The 22,855-nt window shown below is 29.3% G+C and carries 24 protein-coding genes; 21 read left to right on the top strand and 3 right to left on the bottom strand.

What is annotated here, in order from left to right:
- Positions 1–636 precede the first annotated feature (636 nt).
- Positions 637–1,977: a hemolysin family protein gene (locus tag ACQZHJ_RS03030; RefSeq protein ID WP_430484067.1), complete on the top strand. Its 1,341-nt coding sequence runs from the start codon at positions 637–639 to the stop codon at positions 1,975–1,977.
- 356 nt (positions 1,978–2,333) lie between these two features.
- Here ACQZHJ_RS03030 and ACQZHJ_RS03035 read toward each other — a convergent pair whose 3' ends face one another.
- Entirely contained in the window at positions 2,334–2,912 is a 579-nt protein-coding gene (locus ACQZHJ_RS03035; RefSeq protein ID WP_430484068.1) for a 4Fe-4S binding protein, read from the bottom strand.
- A gap of 324 nt (positions 2,913–3,236) precedes the next feature.
- A complete protein-coding gene (locus ACQZHJ_RS03040) occupies positions 3,237–3,461 on the bottom strand; it encodes a 4Fe-4S binding protein (protein ID WP_430484069.1) in 225 nt (74 codons plus the stop codon).
- Between the two features lie 263 nt (positions 3,462–3,724).
- Between ACQZHJ_RS03040 and ACQZHJ_RS03045 the strand changes: the two genes are divergently transcribed.
- The 12 genes from ACQZHJ_RS03045 to gloA all read left to right on the top strand — a co-directional run bounded on the left by ACQZHJ_RS03045 (position 3,725) and on the right by gloA (position 12,700).
- Positions 3,725–4,777 (top strand): Fe(3+) ABC transporter substrate-binding protein, encoded by a 1,053-nt coding sequence (locus ACQZHJ_RS03045; protein ID WP_430484070.1) that lies wholly within the window; start codon positions 3,725–3,727, stop codon positions 4,775–4,777.
- Positions 4,777–6,372, top strand: a complete 1,596-nt coding sequence (locus ACQZHJ_RS03050) for an ABC transporter permease (RefSeq protein WP_430484071.1) — start codon at positions 4,777–4,779, stop codon at positions 6,370–6,372. The genes ACQZHJ_RS03045 and ACQZHJ_RS03050 overlap by 1 nt, the downstream gene beginning before the upstream one ends.
- Position 6,373: 1 nt before the next feature.
- Positions 6,374–7,054: an ABC transporter ATP-binding protein gene (locus ACQZHJ_RS03055; RefSeq protein ID WP_430484072.1), complete on the top strand. Its 681-nt coding sequence runs from the start codon at positions 6,374–6,376 to the stop codon at positions 7,052–7,054.
- Positions 7,055–7,213: 159 nt separating this feature from the next.
- A complete protein-coding gene (locus tag ACQZHJ_RS03060) occupies positions 7,214–7,525 on the top strand; it encodes a hypothetical protein (protein WP_430484073.1) in 312 nt (103 codons plus the stop codon).
- Between the two features lie 81 nt (positions 7,526–7,606).
- The gene (locus ACQZHJ_RS03065) at positions 7,607–7,909 is read left to right on the top strand and encodes a hypothetical protein (protein WP_430484074.1); all 303 of its coding nucleotides are present in this window, start codon (positions 7,607–7,609) and stop codon (positions 7,907–7,909) included.
- A gap of 284 nt (positions 7,910–8,193) precedes the next feature.
- The gene (locus tag ACQZHJ_RS03070; RefSeq protein WP_430484075.1) at positions 8,194–8,883 is read left to right on the top strand and encodes an NAD(P)/FAD-dependent oxidoreductase; all 690 of its coding nucleotides are present in this window, start codon (positions 8,194–8,196) and stop codon (positions 8,881–8,883) included.
- A 167-nt stretch (positions 8,884–9,050) separates the two neighbouring features.
- Entirely contained in the window at positions 9,051–9,224 is a 174-nt protein-coding gene (locus ACQZHJ_RS03075; protein WP_430484076.1) for a (2Fe-2S)-binding protein, read from the top strand.
- Between the two features lie 205 nt (positions 9,225–9,429).
- Positions 9,430–9,801 carry a GntR family transcriptional regulator gene (locus ACQZHJ_RS03080; RefSeq protein WP_430484077.1) on the top strand — a complete coding sequence of 124 codons (372 nt, stop codon included), beginning with the start codon at positions 9,430–9,432 and terminating at the stop codon, positions 9,799–9,801.
- A 14-nt stretch (positions 9,802–9,815) separates the two neighbouring features.
- Positions 9,816–10,688, top strand: a complete 873-nt coding sequence (locus tag ACQZHJ_RS03085; protein ID WP_430484078.1) for an ABC transporter ATP-binding protein — start codon at positions 9,816–9,818, stop codon at positions 10,686–10,688.
- A 1-nt stretch (position 10,689) separates the two neighbouring features.
- The gene (locus ACQZHJ_RS03090; protein ID WP_430484079.1) at positions 10,690–11,316 is read left to right on the top strand and encodes an ABC-2 transporter permease; all 627 of its coding nucleotides are present in this window, start codon (positions 10,690–10,692) and stop codon (positions 11,314–11,316) included.
- 1 nt (position 11,317) lies between these two features.
- On the top strand, positions 11,318–11,998 hold the full coding sequence (locus tag ACQZHJ_RS03095) for an ABC-2 transporter permease (RefSeq protein WP_430484080.1): 681 nt from the start codon (positions 11,318–11,320) through the stop codon (positions 11,996–11,998).
- A 321-nt stretch (positions 11,999–12,319) separates the two neighbouring features.
- Positions 12,320–12,700: a lactoylglutathione lyase gene (gene gloA, locus ACQZHJ_RS03100; protein WP_430484081.1), complete on the top strand. Its 381-nt coding sequence runs from the start codon at positions 12,320–12,322 to the stop codon at positions 12,698–12,700.
- A gap of 61 nt (positions 12,701–12,761) precedes the next feature.
- Here gloA and ACQZHJ_RS03105 read toward each other — a convergent pair whose 3' ends face one another.
- Positions 12,762–13,607 carry a helix-turn-helix domain-containing protein gene (locus ACQZHJ_RS03105; protein ID WP_430484082.1) on the bottom strand — a complete coding sequence of 282 codons (846 nt, stop codon included), beginning with the start codon at positions 13,605–13,607 and terminating at the stop codon, positions 12,762–12,764.
- Positions 13,608–13,795: 188 nt separating this feature from the next.
- Between ACQZHJ_RS03105 and yiaY the strand changes: the two genes are divergently transcribed.
- From yiaY to ACQZHJ_RS03145, 8 genes are all read left to right on the top strand, one after another.
- A complete protein-coding gene (gene yiaY / locus ACQZHJ_RS03110) occupies positions 13,796–14,944 on the top strand; it encodes an L-threonine dehydrogenase (RefSeq protein ID WP_430484083.1) in 1,149 nt (382 codons plus the stop codon).
- Positions 14,945–15,095: 151 nt separating this feature from the next.
- The gene (locus tag ACQZHJ_RS03115; RefSeq protein ID WP_430484084.1) at positions 15,096–15,422 is read left to right on the top strand and encodes a CGGC domain-containing protein; all 327 of its coding nucleotides are present in this window, start codon (positions 15,096–15,098) and stop codon (positions 15,420–15,422) included.
- 23 nt (positions 15,423–15,445) lie between these two features.
- Positions 15,446–15,829 carry an SMU1112c/YaeR family gloxylase I-like metalloprotein gene (gloA2, locus tag ACQZHJ_RS03120; protein WP_430484085.1) on the top strand — a complete coding sequence of 128 codons (384 nt, stop codon included), beginning with the start codon at positions 15,446–15,448 and terminating at the stop codon, positions 15,827–15,829.
- Positions 15,830–15,911: 82 nt separating this feature from the next.
- Positions 15,912–16,814, top strand: a complete 903-nt coding sequence (gene murQ / locus ACQZHJ_RS03125; protein ID WP_430484086.1) for an N-acetylmuramic acid 6-phosphate etherase — start codon at positions 15,912–15,914, stop codon at positions 16,812–16,814.
- 209 nt (positions 16,815–17,023) lie between these two features.
- Positions 17,024–18,181, top strand: coding sequence for a MupG family TIM beta-alpha barrel fold protein (locus ACQZHJ_RS03130; RefSeq protein ID WP_430484087.1), 1,158 nt, complete (start codon positions 17,024–17,026; stop codon positions 18,179–18,181).
- Positions 18,182–18,227: 46 nt separating this feature from the next.
- Entirely contained in the window at positions 18,228–19,070 is an 843-nt protein-coding gene (locus ACQZHJ_RS03135) for a MurR/RpiR family transcriptional regulator (protein ID WP_430484088.1), read from the top strand.
- 225 nt (positions 19,071–19,295) lie between these two features.
- Positions 19,296–21,977 (top strand): glycoside hydrolase domain-containing protein, encoded by a 2,682-nt coding sequence (locus ACQZHJ_RS03140; RefSeq protein ID WP_430484089.1) that lies wholly within the window; start codon positions 19,296–19,298, stop codon positions 21,975–21,977.
- Complete coding sequence (locus ACQZHJ_RS03145; protein WP_430484090.1) at positions 21,961–22,743, top strand: discoidin domain-containing protein; 783 nt, start codon at positions 21,961–21,963, stop codon at positions 22,741–22,743. The genes ACQZHJ_RS03140 and ACQZHJ_RS03145 overlap by 17 nt, the downstream gene beginning before the upstream one ends.
- The last annotated feature ends 112 nt before the right edge of the window (positions 22,744–22,855 follow it).

Here is a 22,855-nt window from a genome sequence, read left to right on the forward strand (position 1 = left end):
ATTAAATTATACTATACAGTACAAAAAAATCAATAATAATTATTAGTTAATATAGGTATTTAAATTATTTATTGGAATTTAAGAGATATAAGCTAAAGTTAAAAAATATCTATAGGATATAAGATCATATTTTCAAAGGAAAACGATTTTTATTAATAATTGCAAAAAGTAGAAAATATATATGAACATACCTATAGATATTTATTTAGAAAGCTTTTGTTTAAAATCATTTGTTTTTAATTTATTTCCTTCTGTATAATCTTGCTCTAAATTTGGTCTTAGTGAATCTAAATGCATTTAAAATTATAGCTTTACTAGTATTACATAAGAGTATGGTTGTTCCAAGAATAAATCTTAAGATATTCCAATTTTCTTTCACAATAAATCACCTTACTCATATTATTTATTATAAGAAAATAAGGGGGTGTTTCTTATCATATAGTATATGTGCACTTGGCTATAATAGTTAAATTTATAAGTATTATATTTGAAATATATGTAATAAATAATATAAGTGACTTAAATTATTTATTTAGTATAATTTAGGCTAAATTGTGCATATTATATAATTGAATAAAAAGTATTCTTATGGTATTATGGTCTAAAAATTATTTATTTTAGAGGAGGAATTTCAGGATGGACCCGAGTCCCAGTATTTTACCCAAAATTATTCTAATATTAGTTCTTATCTTAATTAATGCATTCTTTGCAGCTGCGGAGATGGCTATGGTATCTGTAAACAAGTCAAAGATAAAAATGCTTGCAGAGAAAGGGAATAAAAAGGCCCTTTTACTAAGAAAGGTGTTAAAATCACCAAGTAACTTTTTATCTACTATACAAATAGGAATAACGTTTGCGGGATTTTTTGCCAGTGCATCAGCAGCAACTAGCATTTCAGAAACTCTAGCTCAGTTTATGAACAAGCTAAACATTCCCTATGGCAATGAAATATCAGTTATACTTATAACTATGCTTTTGTCTTATGTAACTTTAGTTTTTGGAGAATTACTTCCAAAGAGAATTGCATTACAAAAGCCAGAAGAGATAGCTTTAATGGCAATAAAGCCAATATCTTTTATATCTAAAATATCTACACCATTTGTAAAACTTCTTTCAGCTTCAACAAATTTCTTTATTAAGATATTTGGATTAAATAAAGCTGAAGAGGAAGAAACAGTTTCAAAAGCAGAAATAATGTCTATGATTAGTATTGGACAAGAAAATGGTGTTATTGATAAAACAGAAAAAGATATGCTAGATGGTATATTTGAGTTTGACCACAAAGTTGTTAAAGAAGTTATGACTCCAAGAGGTGAAGTTTTTGCAATAAAATCTTCAACTCCAAATGATGTTATAGCTAAAAAACTTATAAGCGAACAGTTTTCAAGAGTCCCTGTTTATAGTGAAAATAAAGATAATATAATAGGTATTCTTTATTTAAAAGACTTTTTTGAAGCTGTTGTTAAGGTTGGAGTGGACAACATCAAATTAGATCAATTAATACGTCCAGCTTACTTTGTTCTTGAAAATAAAGTTATTGATGATTTATTTAAAGAACTTCAAGATAGTAAGCAACATATGGCTGTAATAATAGATGAGTATGGCGGTTTTTCTGGAATTGTTACTATAGAAGACTTAATTGAAGAAGTTATGGGAGATATATTAGATGAATATGACGACTCAGAAAACTTCATAGATAAAATAGATAATAACACGTATTTAGTAGATGGTTTATTATCATTAGACAAGCTGAATGATAGTTTGAATTTAAATTTAGAAAGTCAAGACATAGAGACAATTGGTGGTTTTGTGGTTAACCTAATGGGAAGAATCCCACAAAATGAAAATCAAATGATTGAATATAATGATCTTTCTTTCCAAGTTTGTAAAACAAATAAAAAGAGAATAGAAAAGCTTAAAATTTGTTTGAAAAATCAAACTAATGTTTTTAAATCAGATGTTATATTAAATAGTTAAAAGAAAAAATTAATATGTAAATAACAAGGGCAATGAACTAATAAAGTTCATTGCCCTTTAAAGTTTTGGTTTAAATTTCATTAAGTAAAAAAATTAATAGTTTTAATCAAAAAAATCTATTTATAAATTATTTTTCTTGGTATAAAATGGAAGTGTAAGTATGGTTTATAAACTAACTATACTTAAGGTGTATGGAGTGGATAAAAAGGAGATATATAGGATTTATAGTTACTTAGAAGTTAGAGTAATAACTATATATTATATAATAATAGCCTCAAATCTTATTTAAATATATATAAAGTCTTATGCAGATTAAATCTACACAAGACTTTTTTTCTTTGTTAAGAATGTTATATTTAAAATTTATTTTTTTTTACTATACATATTCCTTGAGTCATAGTGCCCATTGGACAGTAAGTACACCATGAACGTGGCTTATATAGAATACCAGTTACAATGCCTAATATTGTTGAAGTTAGCATAAGACTATAAAATCCAAAAGCGAATTGAGCAATCCAAGGAGTTACATTTGTTAAGTCATTAAAATTCCATGGTAATTTAAAGGTCCAAAGTAGAGTAATAACTTCCTTTAATGAGTTAGTTCCATTAAAAACAAGGTAAGTTGATAATAGCATATTAAAAAACATAAATAGAAAGAATATTAAGAAACCATATCTAAAATATTTACTTACAAAAAAACGAGGTATAGGTTTATTTCTAGAGATTTTAAGTTTTGTTCCTAATAAGCTTAAAAGCTGCCCTCTCCCACAAAATTCATTACAATACTTCTTTCCACCACCAAATAGTGATATTAAAAGCGGAGTAACAAAGCAAATAAGTCCAAGCCATGCAAACATTATGTTAAACAGACCAAGAACTAAATATAAGCTTGATAATATCCACAGATAATCTCTAAATCTTTTTTTCTTTTTCATATGTAAATCCCCCTATAATTCTACATTAAATAATTATTTTTATTAATATTAGTTATTTTTCCATTAACTAAGTTTGGTATATCAAAGTTCTAGACTTTGTTTTAAACTATTGTTGATTTTAGATAGAACAGTAAGACTATCTTAATGAGCAGTTTAGAGTTTCATTATCTATGGAGAAATAATAGCGTTAAGAGGCTTTTTCTGTTTGAGCGATAGCGAGTTTAAAAGCCTTAGTTATTATTTTGGAATAGATAATAGAAACTCTTTGTGAAATTAAGTAAGTCTGAGGGGCTAGCTAAAATCAACACTTACTTAAAATAAAGTTTATATAGCTTCACTTTCATTAATTTCGATTATTGAAGCAGGGCATTCCCCTGCACATTTTGAGCAACCTACACATTTATTTAAATCTATTTCTGCATGAATTCCTTTATTTATGGTTATAGCACTTAATGGACAAACTTTAGTACAAGCTCCACAAGCTACACAAAGAGAAGTGTCTACAAATGCTTTCTTTTTTATAAATTTTCTTTGTGATGTTGTATTCATTAAAAAACCTCCATGTATTTAGCTAAGTTATGGCTTAATTATATTAAAATTTATAATTAGGTTAAGTGACTAAGTTACAAAAGAGGGAATTGGTAAAAATGAATTATAAAAGAAAAAATAACCAATAATGTGTACTAAGTGAAAATTTATATTAATTAATAAAGAAAATCATTGACATTATTAATGATAATCGATATCATTAACTTAATAAATTTTGAAGAAATTTTAATTTACATAAAGATAAAGTCGAGGGGGACGAGAAAATGTTAAAAAGAAAGAAATTATTAGCCTTAGCACTAACTGCTATAGTATCAATGGGAGTTTTAGCTGGATGCGGATCTAAAAATGCTGAAGCTCAAGAAGGAACAAGTGAATCGGGAGATAAGGTTGTTAATGTTTATTCATCAAGACATTATGATGTAGACAAGCAATTATTTAAAGACTTTGAAGCTGATACTGGAATAAAAGTAAATTTAGTTGATGGTAAGAGTGATGAACTTATAGAAAGAATGGCAAGAGAAGGTGAAAATTCACCAGCTGATGTATTCTTAACTGTAGGAGCTGAGAATATAGCACAACTTAAGGAAAAAGATTTAATAAAAGAAATAACATCAGAGAAAATTGATAGAAATATACCAGAAGAATATAGAGGGAAAGATTGGGTTGGATTAACTTCAAGAGCAAGAATAATTGTTTACAACAAAGATAAAGTAAATCCAGAAACAATAAAAACATATGAAGATTTAACTAAGGAAGAATTTAAAGGAAAAGTTTTAACTAGAAGTTCAAGCTCATCATACAATGTAGCTTTACTTTCATCATTTATTCAATTAGATGGTGCTGAAGAGGCTAAAGAGTGGGCTCAAGGTATGGTTAATAACTTTGCTAGAAAACCAGAAGGAAATGATAGAGACCAAGCTAAGGCTATTATGGCTGGTATAGGTGATGTTGGAATAATGAACTCATACTATATTTCAAAAATGATAAACTCATCAGATGCGGAAGAAGCTAAAGTTGGTAAGGAAATAGGAGTTTTATTCCCAGAAAATACTCACTTAAACTTAAGCTTTGGTGCAGTAACTAAGAGTGCTAAGAATGAAGAAAATGCTGTGGCGTTATTAGAATACTTAACTGAAGAGAAAGCTCAAAAAGCATATGTTGATGAAAATGGAGAATTTGCTTTAAATCCTTCAGTAGGAAAGAGTGAATTACAAAAATCATGGGGAGACTTTACAGTTCAAGATTTAAACTATGAGACTTTAGGGGAGTCTAAGCAAGAAGCTACATTAATCTTTGACCAAGTAGGATGGAAATAATGAAAAAAATTAAATTTAATGGATGGGCAATTTTAAGTACAATCATCAGTTTGATGATTGTACTTCCAAATATAGATATACTTATTCATTTATTTCAGAAACCAAATAAAACCTGGTATCACATAAAGGAATATTTATTAAAAGACTATGTAATGACTTCTATAATAGTAGTTGTCTTTACAGTTTTATTAACAGTGATTATAGGGGTAACCCTAGCATGGCTTGTTTCAGCTTATGACTTTCCATTTAGAAAGTTTTTTAGATGGGCTTTGATACTTCCATTAGCAATACCACCATATATAGGTGCTTATACTTATGCAGGGATGGTTAGTTATACTGGAGTAGTACAGAGATTTTTCAGAAATACTTTAGGACTAGAGATTGACCAAAAGTATTTTGATATTATGTCAGTTGAAGGAGCTATCTTTATATTTACATTATTCCTATTTCCATATGTTTATATGGTAACTAGAGCTTTTTTAGAAAAACAATCAGCAGGATTAATAGAGAGTGCTAGGCTTTTAGGAAGTAATTCTATAGAAATATTCTTTAGAGTTATAATGCCAGTAAGTCGAGGTGCTATAGTGGCTGGTGCTACTTTAGTAGCTTTAGAAGTTTTAAGTGATTATGGAGTTGTATCATATCTAGGTGTACAAACATTTAGTTCAGCTATATTTAAAAGTTGGATATCATTAGGTGATGTTGATTCGGCTATAAGATTAGCAGGAATACTTATGGCAGTAGTATTTATACTTCTTTCTGGAGAAAAAGCTTTAAGAGGAAGAAGAAAATATAGTTTTACAAATACAAAAGTTAGACCTATAAAGAGAAAAAAACTTACAGGGTGGGCTAAGGTTTTAGCTACATCATATGTGATAATAATATTTGCTATAGGATTTATGATACCTGTAATGCAAATGATAGCTTGGGCAATTGTAAGTTATAAGAATATATATTATAGCCAATTTTTAAGTATGATATTTAATTCGGTAATGCTTGCAGCAGGATGCAGTTTACTTATAGTTATTATGGCTTTAATAGTTGCAAACTATGTGAGAACTAGAAATGGATTATTATCAAAAATATATGCAAAAGTAACCTTAATAGGGTATTCAATTCCAGGTGCTGTCGTTGCAATAACTATGATTTTATTCTTTGTAGATATTGATAACAGAATAAAAGGACTTGCCTTAAGTACAAGCATAATAATGTTGGTATTTGCTTATGTGGTAAGATTCTTAGCAATAGGGTATCAAAATATCGAAGGTGGATTTGAAAAGATAGGTAATAAATTTACTGAAGCTTCAAGAACTTTAGGTTATGGAGTTACTAAGACTTTCTTCAAAGTTGATATACATATGTTAAAACCAGCAATTTTAGGAGCTTTTGCCTTAACATTTGTTGATATTATAAAGGAATTACCTTTAGTTTTAACTTTAAGACCATTTAATTTCTATACATTATCAACAAAGGTTTTTGAATATGCAAATGATGAGATGATACCAGAGTCAGCAATACCATCTCTAATAATAGTTTTTGTTAGTTTTGTAGCTATATATGTTTTATATAAGGTTGCTGACAAGGAGGAAGCATAATATGTTTATTGAGATAAAAGAATTACATTTTAAGTATCCTAATGCAAAGGTGGATACAATAGATAATTTTAATATGAGTTTAAAAAAAGGTGAGATTCTATCTATTCTAGGTGAAAGTGGAAGCGGAAAAAGTACAATGCTTAGAATAATAGCAGGGCTAGAAGAATCATATAAAGGGACTATTAAGATTGGAGAAAAAGTAGTTTGTTCTAATAATAGTTTTGTTGAACCTGAAAATAGAGGAATAGGAATGGTTTTTCAAGATTATGCCTTATTTCCTCATATGACTGTTAAGAAAAATATTCAATATGGATTAAAAGGAAAGAGTAAGTCAGAAAAAGAAGAAATAGCTATAGAAATGCTTAAACTTGTTAACTTACTAGAACATAAAGATAAATATCCTTATGAATTAAGTGGTGGTCAACAGCAAAGGGTGGCAATAGCTAGAGCAATAGCTCCAAAACCATCAGTTCTTTTACTAGATGAACCTTTTTCAAACTTAGATGCAGATCTTCAAGAGAAAATAAGAGGGGAAATAAAAGAAATTCTTTTAAAGGCAGGTATTACATCTATATTTGTAACTCATGATAGAAGTGATGCGAAGGCATTAGCAGATAAATTTATAGAATTAAAAGACGGAAAAATGACTAGATTTGGCTTAATATCAGATTTAGAGTCATAATTATAATTACGAATATTTCTAGTATGACAAAAGTTTTATCTTTTTTACAAAAAAAGATAAAACTTTTTTTCTTTGTGTAACAAAAAAAGGGGTTATGCAATACTATGTATTATGAAGAAAAACAAAATAAAAAAACCTAAAATTAAGGAGGAATAATCGATGGCATATCCAGCAAACCCACCGGTTTTAACTAATCAACAATCAATAGACGTAATTATAGAATCAGAAGCTAGTATCCTTCAAGGATTAAACGATTTATATTGTAATGACTTCGTAGTAGATATATTAGCAAGTGGAGATACTCCAGAAAACCAACTTACAGCTATGTCAAACATTTTAAATATCATGGCTTGTAAAGAATGTACAATAGCTAAGATATTATCAGCTGCATCTAAAGTTTTAGTAGTAGATAAAGGAATAATCGACCAAGGTGGAACAAACGGCGGATTCGATTGTAGTTATTGTCAATAATTAATAAGAAATTTTAATGAAAAATATTTATATAAATAATTTTAGAAATAAAAAATAAATTTAAAGAGGAGATGGAATATTATGGCATTCCCACCAGTACCAGCGAATTTATCAGATCAAGAATCAATTCAAGCTATTTTAGAAGCAGAATCAGGTATAATAGATTGTATGGCAGCTTTCTTCTGTGGACCAGGCGGAGTTGTAGAATTAGTTAAAGGTGGAGCTGATATAGCTGAGAAAATCGAATTATTCAGCGCAATCTTACCAGCATACGCAAATAAAGAAAACTCAATAGCTAACGTTATGGTTGGAGCAGCTGAGAAATTAGCAGCAGATAAGAATATAGATCCTGCATTAGTTACTTGTCCAGCAGCTTGTAAATAAATATTAGCAAATAAGAGTAAGTGATTTAATATAAAGACTCTAGGTCAGATATAGCCTGGAGTCCTTAATTTTGCAAAAAATTACTTAGCAGTATTTTGATTATTATTTATAAGTAACTAAAGTTACTTATATTTCAATAAATTTGGTATATAATAGTTAAAAGTGCAAGATAAATTTTAAGATATGTTTATATAAAATTTATTTTAAATTATAAAAGAATTTTAGATTAATAAAATCACTTTTGAGATATAGTAAAATTAAGATATAAATTTTTAGGAGGAGTTATGGATAAGATAGGAATAGGAATACCTAATATGGTTAGTGGAACTCACTATGGAAACCTACAAAAAATAAGAAATGGAAAAAGAACTTTTGGAATAACACCACATATACCAGGTGGATTTGTGACTCCAGAACAATTAGAAAAAATAGCGAAAGTAGCTAGAAAGTATAATGGAGCAATAAAAATTACTTCAGGTCAAAGATTACTTATAACTAATCTTAAAGGAGAGGATTTGCCTCAAATATGGGAAGAACTTGGCATGGAACCAGCTGTAAAAAAACAAAATTCAGTTAAAAATGTAGAAATGTGTCCAGCAGGATTTTGTAAAAGATCAAAGTATAATACTATAGGAATAGGTATGAAATTACTAAATAAGTATAAACATATGGATATGCCCTGTAGAACAAAAATTGGAGTAGCTGGGTGTAAAAATGCTTGTGGTAGTGTGCATTCTAAGGATGTTGGGGTAATAGCAGATAAAACTGGGTTTATGATAACAGTAGGTGGCTCAGCAGGTTACAATCCTAGGTTAGCAGATATACTTATACAAGATATAGATGAAAAAGAAGCTCTAAGAATAGTAGATAAGGTTTTTGAGGTTTATAAAAATGAAGCTAATCCAGGAGAAAAGCTTGGAGAATTTATAGATAGAATTGGAATTGATAGCTTTAAAGAGAAAACTATAGAATAAAAGAGGAAATATATTTATATATGACTAAAACAATCTGAAATAAACTAAAATGTAGAGTGCAATATTTATATATATTTGATATTATTATCTCGTAAAGAATAATAATTATTAATAGAGAATAAAAATTGATTATGATAAATAACTATTAATGAGAGGAGATTTTAATTATGTCAAATGTTTGTTTATGTAAAGGTGTTTCAGAAGAGAAAATAGTAGAGGTTATCAAAGAGGGAGCTCTTTCATTTGAAGCTGTTGGAGAAAAAACTGGAGCAGGAAAAGGTGCTTGCTGCGGAGCAAGATGCAAATGTAAAATTGAAGAGTTAATAGAAGAAAATAAATAATATATTACATAGTCTACAAGAGGTACACAGTGTGTGCCTCTTTTTTTGTTTTAGGGCTATATCAAAACTTATTTTGATATAGCTCCTTTTTGATTTTAAAATTTTTTTGTAAAATACTGAAAAATATATTGACACTAAATGGTAAAGGTGTATATACTGTATATAAAGAATATATACAGTATATACACGGAGGAGAGGTGGAATTTTGAATATAATTGTTTCAAACACTTCAGGGGTACCCATATATGAACAAATATCTAAAGCTATAAAGAATGAGATTTTATCAGGAGCGTTAAAAGAAAATTCTTCATTACCTTCAATAAGAAGTTTAGCATCAGAGCTTAGAGTAAGTGTTATTACAACAAAAAGGGCATATGAGGAGCTAGAGAGAGAGGGATTTATATATACTTTACCTGGAAAAGGATCATATGTAGCTGAACAAAACAAGGAGCTTTTAATAGAAGAAAAGCTTAGAGAGATAGAAGAGAAGTTTAGTGAAGCATTAGATATTGCAAACAGTATTGGATTGGACTTTCAGGAGTTAGTAAAAATCTTAGAAACATTAAAGGAAGTTTAAGGAGGGTTGTTTACATGAAAAATTATGAAAATGCTTTGGAAGTAAAAAATATAACTAAAAGCTATAAGGAATTTGAATTAAAAGATGTTAGTTTTAACATACCAAAAGGGTTTGTTATGGGGCTTATTGGGCCAAATGGAGCAGGTAAAACAACTACTATAAAGGCCATAATGAACTTAGTACGTTTAGATGGTGGAGAAATAAAGGTCTTTGAAGAAAGTTTGAAAGAAAATGAAATTGAGATAAAGAATAGAATTGGATTTGTTTATGATGATTGTTGTGCTTTTGAAGATTTCACAATAAAAGAAAATAAAAAGGTAATAGCTTCATTTTATTCAAATTGGGATGAGGCAAAATTTAATTGTTATTTAGATAAATTTGAGTTGAATGATAAGAAAAAGGTTAAAGAGCTATCTAAAGGACAAAAAATGAGATTCTCATTAGCAATAGCACTTTCTCATAATGCAGAGCTTTTAATTTTAGATGAGCCTACATCAGGATTGGACCCAGTATTCAGAAGTGAAATGCTTGATATTTTATTTGAAATAATAGCAAATGGAGAGGTATCAGTTTTGTATTCAACTCATATAACAACAGATCTTGAAAAATTAGCTGATTATATAACTTTCTTAAATAGAGGAAAGGTTCAATTTTCTATGGAGAAAGATTTATTATTAGAAAAATATATGGTTGTTAAGGGAGGTTTAGATGACTTAAGTAAAGAGCTAGAGAAAGAGTTAATTGGAGTTAGAAAGAGTAGATATAACTTTGAGGCTTTAACAAGCGATATGAGTAAAGTAAGAAAGATATGTGGGGATAAGGTTATTTTTGAAAAGGCGACTTTAGATGATATTGTTGTTTATTATTCAAAGAGAGGTGTGAATTAGTATGAAAAATTTAATAGCATTAGATTTTTTTATACAAAAGAAATTCTTAAAAACTTTGATTTTAGTTTTTGCTTTCCTAGGCATATCTTATGGTGCTATTTATGGGGTTGAATTTTTATATCCAGCAGGAATATTCGTAGTGTTTTATCTTATGATAATTCCAATTGAGTATGAAAAAAGAAATGGATTCACAAAGGGAATAAAATCGCTTCCTGTAAAACCAATTGACTATGTAGGTGCTAAATATATAACTAATTTAATTTATATATTTATAGTAAATGTTACTTTGATTTTAATAAGCTTTGTAATTGCAAAGACTACAGGGCATAATATGGGAATAACTTCTGGAATAGTATTATCAACAATAACTGTTCAATTAATATATATGGCAGTAACTCAACCAATATATATAGCTATAAGTTATAAATATTTTAGAGTTGTTAATATTATATTTGTTATTGTATCAATGTTTGGGAGTGTAGGATTCTTCACAGGAATACAAAATATGAAATTGGGGTTTTTATTTCAAAAATACACAAGCTTATACTGCTTTATAATGGGAATAATAATTTTCATCATATCATTCATCATATCATTAATCATCTATGGTAAAAAGGAGGAGAGATAGGATGAAGACTTTAATTTTAAGAGATATAAGAAGTATTAAGTCTGTATTGATATTTTTATCATTAGGAGGACTATTAATATATGTGCCATTTTTCATGGCTATTAAAACAGGAGAACTTGATGATGTAGGAGGGATTCCTAATATTATATTAGGATACTATCTGTTGATAGCTTCCATGGGATGTATAAATTGGATTATTGCTAAAAATACCAATAAAGGAGCAGGAACAAATAAGTTATTAAGATCTCTTCCTATTAATCCAAAGAAAATAGTTATAAGTAGATTTTTAGAGCCATCATTTATTTATGGAATATTTTTAATCGTTAATTTGTTGATGATTGGAGTAAGTTCAATAATATTAGGTATTCAGCTTAATATTTCAATAAGTACAATGGGGTTATGTTTTTTAGTATCACAAATTTATGGAGTTATTTCACTTGGAATGGATTTAGCATATCCAGAAAGCAGTTATGTTAGCTATGTTAGAACCATACCTTTTTTTGTAATAACACTTTTCTTTTCAGTAGGGTCAAAGTTTTTTGAAAAGTATGGGGCAGCAATTAATATAGATATGAATTCAGTATTAATATGGGCTACAGGACTACTGATAGTAGTAGCTTTAGTAATAACATTTGTAATGTATAAGTTCACCTTAAGGAAATTCATAGTTAAAGAGTTATAAGGTTAGGATAGTAATTTTGAAAATTTTAGATATATTTTTAGTTAAGTAGTGATTTAGAATTAATTTAGTAAAGAGTTTCTATTATTCATTAAAAAGTAATTGATAAACCTTTAGTAAGGTGTTTTATATAAAAAAGCAAAGGAGCTCTTTAGGTTACAAGAAAAATATGCTGAATAAAAAATACAGAAAAAAATAATATGAATTAAGATTATAAGTCTTTATTTATATTATAGAAATATAAGGCTGTAGATGATAATATGTAATAAAGCTTATAAAATTTAGAGTGAAAAATAATAGCTTTTAATATTAGGAGGGCTTAAAATGGCAAGTAAAATGTTACACACATGCATAAGAATAAAGGACTTAGATAAATCTTTAAAGTTTTATAAAGATGCATTAGGTCTTATAGAAACAAGAAGAATGGATTATCCAGAATATAAATTCTCATTAGTATATCTATCAGATAAAGAAGATGGGTATGAGGTGGAATTAACTTATAACTACGATCAAGAAACTCCATATGACTTAGGAAATGGATTCAGCCATATAGCTGTTGGAGTAGAAGATATAGAAGCTGAAAGAGAAAGACATTTAGCTTTAGGCTATGAAGTAACACCAATCAAAGGTCTTTCAGATGGTGCTGCAACATTTTACTTCGTAACAGATCCAGACGGATACAAAGTAGAGGTAATAAAACTTTAAAATATATTTTAAAGCTGTATAATGAGCAAAACTCGTTATACAGCTTTAAATATAAGGTCCTTTATTCACTTTTAGAGTTTGTTAGTGAGTATTGTTTAGGGGTTAGGCCAAACTTCTTTTTGAAGAGGGTTATGAAGTGGGATATGTTTTCATAGCCTAAATCATAAGCAACTTCAGTAACTGACTTTGTCCTAAGAAGTCTTTTAGCCTCATCAAGCTTTAGGTTCTTTAAATAATCATTAGGTGTCATTCCAATAAGCTTCTTAAACTTAGAAGAGTAGTTTGGTAGAGACATATTTAATTTATAAGCAATTTCAGATACTGTTATGTTATTTTTTAAGTTTGCTTTCATAATTTGAATAGAGCGTTTTATAGGGTTATTTAAATCACTAGATAGAATTTCTTGTGCTCCCTTCGTATTAAGTAGGCTATATGTAATTTCTTGTGCATATAAATCAAGTAAAAATTCTTTATGACTAGTATCTTGGTTTGCAGTTTCAACAATTCTCTTAGTAGTTAATTCTATTAATTCATTATTAGCACTAAAGAAAGGTTGCTCCATTTTAATCTTTGTAATATCAAAATCTAAATCATAACTTATCTTTTCAGATACATTATTTATTAAATCTTCATTTAATTCTAAAACTAAAGCCTTTGTTGGCTTTTCTATCTTCATTTCTACACTTGAATTAGGAGGAAGTAGCATATATTGAGAAGAATCATAAGTAAAACTTTCTCCATCATTTATTCTTACATTTTTTTCTCCATCGACTATTGTGCATAATCTTTTGTATTCATAAGATCTATAAGTATCACTATAGTTTTTGTCAAAGGTGTAGTACAGAATTCTTAAATACTCAGTTTCTATACCATTTGCTAACTCAAGCTGTCTGTCAAATCTGTCCATAAATTCACCTCATAATAAATAATATAAAAGTAAAGTATACGTTGTCAATTCGTAAAATTAAAAATGAGATATTTTTTAAAAAAATAGATTAGTTAAATTTTTAACATAGGAATAAAATAGAGTTACAACAGATGATAAACAGAGGTTGAGAATTCAATTGAGAGGGACATACACGGGAGGAAAAGAATATGAGTTATAAATTTTTTATGCCAGCTATAAGTTTAATGGGAGCAAACTGCTTAGAGGATGCTGGTAATCAAGTAGCAGAATTAGGATTTAAGAAAGCTTTAATCGTAACAGATAAAGTTTTAGGACAAATAGGGATAGTTAAAAAAGTAACAGATGTTTTGGAAAGTAAAAACATTGAATTTGCAATATATGATGAGACTAAACCAAACCCAACAGTTAAAAATGTTAATGATGGATTATCAGTATTAAAAGAAAATAACTGTGATTTCGTTATTTCATTAGGTGGAGGTTCAGCTCACGACTGTGCTAAAGGAATAGCCTTATTAGCAACTAATGGTGGAGAGATAAAAGATTATGAGGGAGTAGATCAATCTAAAAAACCTCAATTACCAATGGTAGGAATAAATACAACTGCTGGAACTGGTAGTGAAATGACTTTATTTGCAATCATTACAGATGAAGAAAGACATATAAAAATGGCTTTAGTAGACAAGCATTTAACTCCAATAATAGCAGTAAATGATCCAATGTTAATGCTTGCTATGCCAAAATCATTAACAGCAGCTACAGGAATGGATGCTTTAACTCATGCAGTAGAGGCTTACGTTTCAACAATAGCTACACCAATAACTGATGCCTGTGCAGAGAAAGCTATAGAGCTTATAAGTGAGTATCTAGTAAAGGCTGTTGAAAATGGAGAAGATGTAGAAGCTAGAGATATGATGGCTTATGCTGAATATTTAGCTGGTATGGCATTTAATAATGCTAGCTTAGGATATGTACATGCTATGGCTCACCAATTAGGTGGCTTCTACAACTTACCTCATGGAGTATGTAATGCAATATTATTACCTCATGTTCAGGAATATAACAAAGCTGTAAGTGCTAAGAGATTAGCTAAAGTAGCTAAAATAATGGGTGGAAATATAGACGGATTAACAGATGAGCAAGGTGCTGATCTTTGCATAGATATGATTAAATCATTATCACAAACTGTTGGAATCCCAGAAGGTCTTAATGTTTTAGGAGTAAAAGAAAGTGATTTTGAAACTTTATCAACTAATGCATTAAAGGATGCTTGTGGATTAACAAACCCTAAACAAGCTAGCTTAGAAGAAATAATAGCTATATTTAAAGCAGCTATGTAATTAAGTCACCACTTTAAATTTTCATAAATTCATAATATATGAGGATAGACGATATATGAAATAGTTATTTTAATATATCGTCTATCTTATTTTTATAGATAAATTAATCCTATGTTATAATTTAAAAAACAACAAAATTGGAGGAGACTATATGAGTATAGCAATAATGGCATGCAGAAAAATGATTGGAAAGTGTGCAGCATCAGGCTGTTTTAAAGCTTATAATACTTCAACAGCTGCATTTACTGAGTATGGAGAAAATAAAGAGGATTTAGCTAGTTTCTTTTATTGCTGTGGGTGTAAAGATACCTTAGTAGAGGGAGAAAATTGGATTCATAAGGTTAAACAATTAAAGAAAAATGGAGTTGAAAGAATACATATCTCTAAGTGTATAAAGGTAGAGTGCGATAACTATGAAAAGCATGAGAAAATTTTGAGTAAAGAAGGCTTTAAAGTAGTTCATGGAACTCATGAATAATAATTTTTCAGTAGGTGGTATAAATGAATTTAGAAAAGATACATCATGTTGCTATAATAGCTTCAGATTATGAGAAATCAAAGAATTTTTATGTTAATATATTGGGTCTAAAAGTTATAAGAGAAGTTTATAGAGAAGAAAGAGAATCATATAAATTAGATTTAGAAATTGGAGATTCACAGATTGAATTATTTTCATTTAAGAATCCACCTAAAAGACCAAGCTATCCAGAAGCATGTGGACTGAGGCATTTGGCTTTTGAGGTTACTAATATAGAGAAAGAAGTGGCTTACTTAAAAGAGAAAGATATACCTGTAGAAGACATAAGAATAGATGAATTTACAGGGAAAAAATTCACTTTTTTTAGTGATCCAGATGATTTACCTATTGAGTTATATGAAATTTAATTTTAGTAATTTTAATATTATATTGAAATTATATTTCTTTGGTAATATAATGTTTATATAGTAAAAAATGGATGGAGAGTTTATGAGAGTTAATTTGAATGAGTTAACAACAGAAAATAGAAATTTAAATACTATGAATATAGATAAAGTTTCAACTATTGAAATGCTTAAGATGATAAATAATGAAGATAAAATAGTTCCATTAGCTGTTGAGAAAGAAATTTCTAAAATTACAGAACTTATTGACTTATCTGTTGAAAGAATGAAATTAGGTGGAAGATTGATTTATATAGGGGCAGGAACATCTGGTAGGCTAGGTGTTTTAGATGCTTCAGAATGTCCACCAACATATGGTGTTTCTAGTGAGCTTGTACAAGGTATAATAGCTGGTGGATATTCTGCTATGTTTAAATCTAAAGAGGGAGCAGAAGATTCAGAAGAATTTGGAGCTAAAGATTTAGAAGAAATAAGCTTAAATGAAAATGATATAGTAATAGGAATAGCTGCATCAGGAAGAACTCCTTATGTAATAGGTGCTTTAAGATATGCTAATAAAGTTGGAGCACTGACTTCTTCAATAGCATGTAATAAAGATTCTTTAATAGCTAGAGAAGCAAAGGTTGAAATATCACCAATAGTAGGAGCAGAAGCTATTACAGGTTCTACTAGAATGAAATCAGGGACAGCTCAAAAGTTAATTTTAAATATGATTTCTACAGGTGTAATGATTAAGCTTGGTAAGGTTTATGAAAATCTTATGGTTGATGTAAAGGCAAGCAATGAAAAGCTTATAGAGAGAAGCAAAAGAATAGTTATGGAAGCAACAGGTTCTTCAAGAGAAGAAGCTGAAAAAGTATTAAGTGATACTGAATTTGATATTAAGCTAAGTATATTAATTATATTATCTAAGCTAAGCAAAGAAGAGGCTAGGGAGTTATTGAAAAAAAGTGAGGGATATGTAGCAAAGGCACTAAGTAGTATATAGTTTTTTACGTAGGATATATATTAAAAATAATTTTAAAATAAAACTTACAAATAGTATGAAAAGGATAACTATAGAGTTTACAAAAGATAGTTATTCTAGGATTTTATTTGTAAGTTTTTTATTAATTTGCGATATTAGCTTATTTTATTTAAATATCATAACTAGAGAAAGCTAAAAATATATTTAAGGTATTTAGGGAGTTGAGAAGGATGAGTTTAGGCATATCGATATATTTTGGGTTAGATAATACTAGAGAAGAAAATTTAGGTTTATTAAGACTGGCAAGAAGTTTTGGATACGAAAGGATTTTTACATCATTACATATACCTGAAGCCAATTATGATATTTTAAAGCAAGAAATCAATGAATTTTTAGTTGAAGCTAAAAAGTTAAATATGGATGTAGTTTGTGACGTATCTCCAAAAACTTTTGAATTTTTAGGGTTAAATAATATGGATTTATTAAGTTTAATAGATATTGGTATACGCACTATAAGGATAGACTACGGATATACTTCAAAAGAGATAGCTAATTTAAGTAAAAATAAATATGGAATAAAAATTCAGATAAATGCATCTACAGTCAGCGAAGAGATTATTAATGAGTTAGTTGAAAATAATGCTGATTTTAAAAATATAGAGGCACTTCATAATTTTTATCCAAGAAAAGATACGGGAATATCTATAGAGCATATGGTAGCTTGTAATGAAATATTAAAGAGTAAAGAAATTAGGATTGGGGCTTTTATTCAAAGTAATAATAGGAAAAGAAGTACATTTAAAGAGGGGCTTCCAACCTTAGAAGATCATAGAGGATTACATGTTTCAATAGCTGAAACGGAACTTTATGCTTTAGGATGTGATGATATATTTATAGGTGATTCACTACCAAGCTCTAAGGAAATTATAAGTTTAACAAAAGTAAGTAAAAATACTAAAGTGTTAAATAATAATGTTAATCGGTATATAGGAAGAGATGAATCTTTAAATTTAGCAGGAAATGAAAAAGAAATTATCTTAAGAATAGAGATTTTAACTGATGATGAAATTTCATTAGAATTATTAAAAAAGAAGTATACGGCTAGACAAGATGAAGCTAGGGATGTTATTAGAACAAATGAAAGTAGAGCTTATTTAGAAGATAATATTATAAATGACGATGGAAAAAAAGATGGATTAAGGAAATCAGGAGATATAACAATAGATAATTTAAATTACGGAAGATACATGGGAGAGATTCAATTAGTGAAAAATGAATGCTACTTAGATTCAAAATCGAATTTAGTTGCAAGAGTAATTAAAGAAGATTTGGGTCTTTTAGGAAATATACTTGGGGGTAGAAATTTCTCTTTTAAAATAGTTTATTAATTATAGTACAAGTTGTAGCAAATTTTATAAAAGGGAGTTAACAAAAATGAATTGTTTATATAAAATTAAACAGGGCATGATACATTTTACTCAAAAAGAAAAGCAAATAGCAGAGTACGTTATAGAAAATAAGGAAGAAATAGTTACATTATCAGCTAAAGAATTAGCGAAGAAAGTTGAATCATCACCAGCCGGAATAATACGGTTTTCAAAAAAATGTGGATTTAAAGGATTTATAAATTTAAAATTAGAACTTGCTAAGAATATAGAAAAAGATAAAACTTGGGATATTAATGACATGATTAGTGATACTGATAGCATAGAAATAATGGTTAAAAAGTCTATAGCATCAGATATTGCAACTTTAGAAAAAACAAAAAATCTTATGAATTATAATGATATAGAAGAAGCTATAAATTGGATAAAAAAAGCAAATAAAATATACTTGTATGGAGTAGGAGCATCTGGTTTAATTGCAGCTGATTTTCAATATAAACTTCTAAGAATTAGAAAAAATGTTGAATATAATTTTGACTCTCATATACAGTTATCCACAGCTGCAATGATTGATAAGAATGATATAGCAATTGCAATAAGCTATAGTGGAGATAAAAAAGAAGTGAATTTAGCAATAAAAGAAGCAAAGGAAAAAGGGGCTAAAATTATTGCAATAACAAGGTATAATGGAAATAGTACATTATCTAAGATTTCTGATATATGCCTTAACATACCAAATGAAGAAAAAGAATTCAGATTAGGGGCAATAGCATCTAGAGTTTCTGCATTAAGTATTATAGATGTCCTTTATTTAGGAATAGTAAGAGATAATATAGATGATACAAAGAAGTGTATAATAGAAACAAGGGATATAGTTACAAAATTAATATAGAATTGAAGTTGTTTTATAAATAATTGAAAATTAAAATAAAATTAATAATAAACAAAAAGGAATCATAAAGTTAATTTATGATTCCTTTTTTGTTCTATAATACGAATAAACTACATATATTTTATATAAGAGTGAATTTCTTTGTCAAAATAATACATGTATTAAAATTATTAATTTAACGGAGATTTACACTTAAATTTAAATAGGTTTGAGGGGGAATAAAATTTGAAACTAAAATCAATTTTATCAAGTATTTTAGTTGGAACGTTAGGGGTGAGTATGTTTGTTACAAGCTCACGTCCTATGGAGGTTTATGCAAAGGAAAATAAAACTGATAATGGGATATTTCAGTTTTCAGGAGGATTTTCAGGGAATCAAGGTGAGAATGGGTGGTATTACAAGGAAAACGTTAACAATGATTATTCCGATATGACTTTTTCAAATGGAATTTGGAGTGGTTCACATGTATGGAGTAGAATATACAGACCGGCTTCAATACATCCAGGTCCAACACAGGATGCTGTATTAGCTTTTAGGGCACCTAGAGATGGAAATGTTATGATTAATGGTAACGTTAAAAAAGAATTAAATGGAGGAGATGGCGTTAAAGTACAAATCAAGCACAATGATAATAAGGTTTGGCCAGCTAATAGTCAGTGGCAAGAAATAGAGTCACACGATTCTACTGGTTATGACCACGAGATATCATTAAGTGTAAAAGAGGGGGATTATATTTATTTCGCTGTAAATAATAATGGAGCTGGTAATATATCAGCGGATAATACGAGTTGGAATCCAGTTATAATTTATGATGATGCTGAAATTGAAGCTGGATTAATGGGAGGATTTGCTTCTAAGGACAAGCATTATATGCAGGAAGACTTTTATGGAATAAGATATGAAGTTACAGATAAGTCATGGCAGGCATCAGCTTGGAAAAATGAAAAATTATCTACAGAAATAGTTTTAACTACTGATGAAGCCTTAACAGGATTAACTTTAGAGGCATCAGATTTAGTTGATGGAAATGGAAATACTATAGATTCTGAAAACATAGAACTTAATTTTATGGAGTATGTTTTAGCAGAAGGTGCTATGATGCCAGATATGATAGATATAGCTGAAAGTGTAGATATGACTGATAATGGGGTACAACCAGTTTGGGTTACTGTAAATGTGCCAGAGACTGCTATAGCAGGAAATTACACTGGAACTATAAGAGCAAATGCAGCAGATGGAAAATCATTAGAATTTAATGTTAACTTAGAAGTTTTAGATATAGCCTTGCCAAGTCCAGATGATTGGTCATTCCACTTAGATTTATGGCAGAATCCATACTCAGTGGCTAGATACTATGATGTGCCAGAGTGGTCAAATGAGCATATGGAACTTTTAAGACCTCACTTAGAGAGATTACAACAGGCAGGACAAAAAGTTATAACTACAACTATAGTTAAGGATCCATGGAATGGACAAACTTATGATGCTTATGGTTCAATGGTAGACTGGACTAAGAAAGCAGATGGAACATTTGAGTTTGACTTTACTAACTTTGATAAATATGTAGAGCTTTGCTTAGAAATTGGTATTGATGAGCAAATAAACTGTTATACTATGGTTCCTTGGGAAAATAGAATATTCTACTATGATGAGAGTTTAGGAAGAGAAGTAGAAGAAAGATTAGAGCCAGGTAGTGCAAAATGGAATGAATATTGGAGACAATTTATTGATGATTTAGTAGTTCATGTTGAAGAAAAAGGATGGACAGACATAACTTATATAGCTATGGATGAAAGACCAGTTTATACAATGGAGGCAGTATTTGATATTTTAGAGGGAACTCCATTAAAGGTTTCAGGAGCTATGAACTATGCTGGTGTAGGTGATTTAGTTGATAATGTTGATGATATGTCTATGGCAATCCATCACGTAAATGATAGCTTTGAAGAGATAATAGATCATAGAAAAGAATTAGGACATAATACAACTTACTATGTTTGTACTGGATTATATCCTAATACATTTACTAAAAGATCACTTCCTTCAGAGGCTGCTTGGCTTGGATGGTATGCCGCTAAGATAGATGCTGATGGATTCTTAAGATGGGCATATGATTCATGGGTAGAAAATCCATTAGAGACAACAGACCATGTATTATTTGAGTCTGGAGATTGTTTCATGGTTTATCCAGAAAGAAGCTCTATAAGATTTGAAAGATTAGTTGAAGGTATCCAAGATAATGAAAAGATGAGATACATCGATGAGCACCATAGTGAGTGGTCATTAGAGATAGATAAGATACTTGAGGAATTACAAAAAGGACATTATAGTGGTGATGGTGTTGATTTTGCTGTGGAGGTTAACGATGCTAAGGCTGAGTTAGAAACTGTAGTTAGAAAGATAATCAATGGGGAAGAGCCACCAAGAGGAAATGTTACTGCAAGTATTGAGTGGGAATCTATAGTTGAGGCTGGAAAAGGATTTGACTATGCATTAAATCTTTCAGGATTAGTTGGTATGAATGGATTAAATGCTACTTTAACTTATGATTCTGAATCATTAAGTATAGCTAAATTAGAAGATGCTATAAATATGACTGTAAATGAAAAGTTAGAAGTTGCCGAATTAGTAGAAGTTGAGCCCGGTAAAGTTTCAATAAAACTACAAGCTAAAGAGGGAACTACTTTAACTGATGATGCTGTTGAAATATTTAAGTTAAGCTTTGAATCATTGGGAAAAACTACTAGTGACATAGTATTATCAGATATTGAAGTATTATTCAAAAATGGTAGTCCTGTAGTATTAGAAGATATAGTATCTAATATTAAAGTTGTATCTCAAAATGTTGCAGAAGGGAAGCCAGCTATAGCTAGTACTTCAGAAGCTTCATATGGAAGAGGTCCCTGAAAAAGGAAATGATGGAGATGATTCAACTAGATGGTGTGCAGGTACTGCAAGCGCTAATCAGTGGTGGCAAGTAGACTTAGGTGAAAACCACAAGGTTGAAGGTGTTAAGATTGATTGGGAGCAAACTGCAGGTTATGGATTCAGATTAAAAGTTTCAGAAGACGGAACTAACTGGAAGACTGTTTACGACAATGATGGCAATATAGAAACTACTAAAGAGTCATTAGTTGATTTAGATGAATCAAATGTTAGGTATGTTAGATTTGAAAGTCATACACTACCAAATAGCGGCACTTGGGTATCTTTCTTCGAATTAAAAGTATTTGGAGAAGTTCAAGGTAATGAAGGTGATGCTTTAAAAGAAAGCTTAAAAGAAGTCATCGATGAAGCTAAAACTTTAGTTGACGGTGCTGTTGAAGGGGTAGAAAATGGAAACTATCATTTAGGTGCTATAGAAGGATTAACAACTTCTACTACAGAGGCAGAAAGAGTTTATAATGATGAAGCTGTTGAGGCAGAGGTTGTACAAGGAGCTATTGATGATTTGCAGTCTGCTATAGAGAAATTTAGAAGCCTAATTATAACTGAAACTACTGGTGATGTTAATAATGATGGTATTATAAATCTTGGAGATTTAGCTCTAGTTTCTAAATATCAAGGTGAGGTTAATGCTGACAATGAGTTAAGTATAAATAGCGACTTAAACCTTGATGGAGTAGTGGATAGCTATGAAGTTGAATTTATAAGTGAAAGAATATTAAAATAGCATGGATATTTAATTTTATATATACTTTATACGTGAACTCCTCTTTAGAGGAGTTCTTTTTGTATTGGTTATATTAACTAATTGATTACTTAAAACAAATAAAACTAAAAAT

Origin of the sequence: Clostridium sp. B9 (assembly GCF_050509515.1) — a bacterium.
Taxonomy (GTDB): Bacteria; Bacillota; Clostridia; order Clostridiales; family Clostridiaceae; genus Sarcina.